General features: G+C 58.1%; 5 protein-coding genes. All 5 read left to right on the top strand.

Features of this window, described 5'->3' with window-relative positions; translation table 11 throughout:
• Window positions 1-467: MFS transporter (locus tag WBM93_RS14465; RefSeq protein ID WP_424432569.1), on the top strand; the 467-nt coding region annotated here is incomplete at its 5' end.
• A complete protein-coding gene (locus WBM93_RS14460) occupies window positions 464-1,657 on the top strand; it encodes a cytochrome P450 (protein ID WP_424432568.1) in 1,194 nt (397 codons plus the stop codon). The genes WBM93_RS14465 and WBM93_RS14460, both read left to right, overlap by 4 nt.
• Window positions 1,654-2,340, top strand: coding sequence for a glutathione S-transferase family protein (locus WBM93_RS14455; RefSeq protein ID WP_424432567.1), 687 nt, complete (start codon window positions 1,654-1,656; stop codon window positions 2,338-2,340). The genes WBM93_RS14460 and WBM93_RS14455 overlap by 4 nt, the downstream gene beginning before the upstream one ends.
• 33 nt (window positions 2,341-2,373) lie before the next feature.
• Window positions 2,374-2,943, top strand: coding sequence for a cupin domain-containing protein (locus tag WBM93_RS14450; RefSeq protein ID WP_424432566.1), 570 nt, complete (start codon window positions 2,374-2,376; stop codon window positions 2,941-2,943).
• Window positions 2,940-3,879 (top strand): fumarylacetoacetate hydrolase family protein (locus WBM93_RS14445; RefSeq protein WP_424432565.1); only part of this gene is annotated, 940 nt, incomplete at its 3' end. The genes WBM93_RS14450 and WBM93_RS14445, both read left to right, overlap by 4 nt.

Below are 3,879 nucleotides of genomic sequence, written 5' to 3'. Positions count from 1 at the left end.
GTGCTGTATCACCCGGCATCATCGGACTGATCGGTGCCGGGACCAATTTGGGCGTCGGGCTGGGGACATTCGTGTTTGACAGGCTGAAAGACAAAGCGGGACCAATGCTGCTGGCGCTGGGCCTGGCCGTCGCAGCCATCGGTTACATCGGCATAGGGCTCTCTTCAATCCTGCCAATGATTGGGGCATTCGCGATTTTGGCCTGCATCGGCAGCGGGATCCTGCTGCCCAATATGTTGACCTGGACCATGCGCCGTCTACCCGCCGAAATGCGTGGCCGGGGTACCGGAATGTGGACAGGCGCCTTTTTCCTGGGACAGTTTCTCGCCCCGATAGTCGCGGCTTCGGCTATGCGGGCAACAGGCGGGCTCGCAAATGCACTGACCGTCTATGCGGGGCTCATCGCAATTGGCGCCATCGCTGCACTGCTGTTTGCGCGTAAACCAACCTTTGAGGCAACAACATGATGTCAAAGCAAATAACCAAAATGGACATGGACCCGTTCGCAGAAGAATTTCTCGCCGATCCCTACGCGCATCATGCCGCGCTGCGCGATGCCGGTCCGGTTGTGTGGCTGGAACCATTGGGCGTCTATGCAATGGCCCGCTTTGATGAAGTTCAAACCGCGCTGCGCGATCACGAGACCTTTTGCTCCTCGCGCGGTGTTGGCTTGGCCGATTTCTCGAAAGAAGAACCGTTCCGTCCGCCGTCGTTGCTGCTCGAGGCGGACCCCCCGCTACACGATCGAACACGGGCCATCGTCAACAAGATTGTTTCGATGAAAGCGCTGAAGGAACTGCGTCCGGTCTGGCAGGAAAAGGCGGATGCATTGGTTGCCTCTTTGGCCGGGAAGAGACGCTTTGACGCGGTGCCTGATTTATCAGAAGCCTTTCCACTGATGATCTTTCCCGACACGATCGGCCTGCCTGACGAGGGGCGGGAGCACTTGATCGATTATGCCACGATCGTGTTCAACGCCTTTGGCCCCCGCAATCGTGTTTTCGAAGAAGGCAATGCTGGCAAGGAAGCGGCGATCGAATGGGTTGGTGAAGTCTGCAAGCGCGAGAATCTGAAGCCCGGTGGCTGGGGTGCGGCCTTATATGAAGCAGCGGATCGCGGCGATTGCACTGCAGACGAAGCCGAGCGACTGGTACGATCATTTCTGTCGGCCGGCGTCGACACGACGGTGAACGGTATCGCTCATATGGTCCTGGCGCTGGCAGAAAACCCGAACGAATTTCAAAAGCTTCGCGAGAATCCAAAGCTTGCACTGCGAGCCTTTGAAGAAAGCCTGCGGTGGGATTCCACCGTGCAGACCTTCTTTCGAACGGCGTCAAAGGATACCGAAGTTGCGGGAACCAATATTCCCGAAGGATCAAAGGTTCTGCTGTTCCTGGCGTCCGCCAATCGCGACCCGCGCAAATGGGATGATCCCGATCAATTCCGGATAGACCGCAATGTCAGTGGCCATGTTGGTTTCGGATTTGGTATCCACCAGTGCCTTGGCCAAATGGTCGCGCGTCTCGAAGGAGAACTGATCGGCGCTGCTCTGGCCCGGCAGGTTTCCTCCATTCGCCTGACCGGAAAACCGGAACGGCGCCTTAACAACACGCTCCATGCATTGGCTTCGCTGCCAGTGGAAATGACAGCGGCATGACCGAAAACAAACCAATTCTCTATTTTGCTCCGTCAACCTGTGCTCGCGTCACGCTCACTGCGCTGGAAGAAATCGGACAACCATTTGAAACGCGGCTTGTCGCTTTCATGGCGGGTGAGCACCGCAAGCCGGAATATCTGGCAATCAATCCCGCGGGCAAAGTCCCGGCGCTTCAAACAGAGGCAGGCGTCCTGACCCAAAACGGAGCGATCCTGCTCTATCTGGCGCGGACATATCCCGAAGCTGGCCTGTTGCCGCTGTCCGGCGATCCTCATGCTGACGCGTCCCTAGTCTCGTCATTGTTCCAAATGTCCAGTGACTTGCATCCCTTGGTGACGCGTTTCGTCATCCCGGGCATGATGCTTTCCGATCCGGCATCTTCTGCGCATGTGCGCGCAAAAGCCGAAGAAGTTTTGAAACTGCAACTGGAACCAGTTGCGACCCAGCTGGACAAGCAGGATTGGTATTTTGGAGATCGTTGGTCAATCCTCGACGCCTATCTGGCCTGGATCTGGTTCCGGATCACCGGCGCCGGTTTCGATCCCGCGACCTTCCCGACAATTGCAGATCATTATGAACGGGCGAGCAAGCGTCCCTCTGCCCAGGCCGCGCTCCAGACCGAAGCGCGCGCGCAGCAAGAACTTGCCGAGCGCGGGCTGGCATTCACGCCGCCGAAGCTCTGAATGACAACAGATTGAAACGAAGGAAATGAGACTATGAGCGAGAGACCCGTCCGCCGCGTTGTTACCGGCCATAATGCACAAGGTCAGACGATCATACAGGAAGACGGCAGCGTGCCGCGCACCCAGAAAATTGGTGGCGAAACCGGACCGCTGTTCCACGAAGTGTGGAACACCCGCGCGACGCCTGCGCCGATTGATGCAGATTCGGGAGAACCACCGGAAGAGGGGATCATCCTGGCCCCGCCGGCAAAAGGGACGAGAATACGCGTTCTCGATATCCCGCCCGACGACGACAGCTTCTCGGAAATGACGCCCGAACAGGCAAAAGCCCATTTTGCCGAAATCGGGGCGGCGGACGCTTCCTCCTTTGAAGGAGAAGGCTCGCGCCATGCCCATATGCACCGCACCGAAACCATCGACTACGGAATCGTGCTCGAAGGCGAACTGGTGCTGATCATGGACCAAGGCGAAACCACCGTACGCGCCGGCGATATCGTCGTACAGCGCGGCACCAACCATGGCTGGGCCAACCGCACCAGTGAAAATTGCCGGATCGCCTTCATCCTGATCGATGGCGTATTTGATGAAAGCTTGAAACAATGAAACTGGCAACGCTCAAAGACGGCACTCCCGACGGCGCTCTCGCGGTCGTTTCGAACGATGGCACCCGCTTTCTGAAAATCGGAGATAGGTTGCCAAATTTACTGAAGCTGATGGAAGATTGGGATGCCGGCCAGGCGATCCTCTCAGAGGCACGGCAGAAGCTGGCTTCAGGACAGGGGGAGCCTACCGCATCCGACGCATTCGCTGCCCCCCTACCACGCAGCTGGCAATGGCTCGACGGCTCGGCCTTTTCCACCCACGGCGATTTGATGCAGGTCGCGTTCGGGCTTGACCCGATCGAAAGTGACCGGCCGCTGATGTATCAGGGCGTCTCCGATCGCTTCTTCGGCCCGACCGAAGATGTGCCCTTGCCGAGCATCGAACATGGCATCGATTTCGAGGGTGAATTTGGCGTGATCGTCGATCATGTGCCGATGGGCACGTCCGCCGAGGATGCGATGGCCCATATAAAGCTGATCGTCCAGATCAATGACTGGTCGCTGCGCGCGATCGCCCCGATCGAGATGAAGACCGGTTTTGGCTGGGTCCAGGCAAAACCGGCCTGTTCAATGGCGCCCTTTGCAGTGACACCCGATGAACTGGGCGACGGCTGGAAAGATGGTCGGGTCTGTCTCGATCTCGAGATTGACTGGAATGGCAAGCGTTTCGGCGCGGCCAATGGCGCGGCGATGGATTTCGGCTTTCACGATCTCGTCGCCCATGCCGCTCTGACCCGCGATCTGGTGGCGGGGACTATTATCGGCTCGGGCACGGTATCGAATCCCGATTATGCGGAAGTCGGTTCCAGCTGTATCTCGGAAGTCCGCGCGATCGAGATGATCCGCGACAAGGCGCCGGCGACAACAGGTTTCATGGGTTTTGGCGACCGTATCCGGATGGAAGGTAGCGGTGTCGATGGTTCGTCACCATTTGGTG

Origin of the sequence: Parasphingorhabdus sp. (assembly GCF_049667325.1) — a bacterium.
GTDB lineage: Bacteria > Pseudomonadota > Alphaproteobacteria > Sphingomonadales > Sphingomonadaceae > Parasphingorhabdus.
Note: the sequence above shows the minus strand (reverse complement) of the source record. Positions and strands in the feature narration are given on the sequence as shown.